1 protein-coding gene is annotated in these 286 nt (G+C 49.3%); it reads left to right on the top strand.

Annotation, left to right across the window (positions count from 1 at the left end):
* On the top strand, positions 1 to 186 hold a 186-nt coding region (locus ACTHSX_RS10605), incomplete at its 5' end, for a malate:quinone oxidoreductase (protein ID WP_440379668.1).
* Positions 187 to 286 lie beyond the last annotated feature (100 nt).

Here is a 286-nt window from a genome sequence, read left to right as displayed (position 1 = left end):
GGTGCATCAACCGCCGTACCTTTGATGATTAAGCTGATCAACCAATGCTTCCCAGATCATGCCGAATCATGGTCAGGCCGTCTGAAAGAATTGGTGCCCGGCTACGGTATCAAGCTGAACGACAATCCGTCTTTGGCGGACGAAATCATCAGCCACAACGCGTCCGTTTTGGGCATTCATCACTAAATTGAAGCAGACGCAAAGGCGGGCATTCTTGCCCGCCTTTTTTCAAACCATTAAAATAGCGACATTCAGGCCGTCTGAAATCTAATCTGCGGCAGCATGT

This window comes from Neisseria sp. P0014.S002 (assembly GCF_051958295.1).
Classification (GTDB): domain Bacteria; phylum Pseudomonadota; class Gammaproteobacteria; order Burkholderiales; family Neisseriaceae; genus Neisseria; species Neisseria flavescens_B.
The sequence above is the reverse complement of the archived record's forward strand: the minus strand, read 5'-3'. Positions and strand labels throughout refer to the sequence as shown.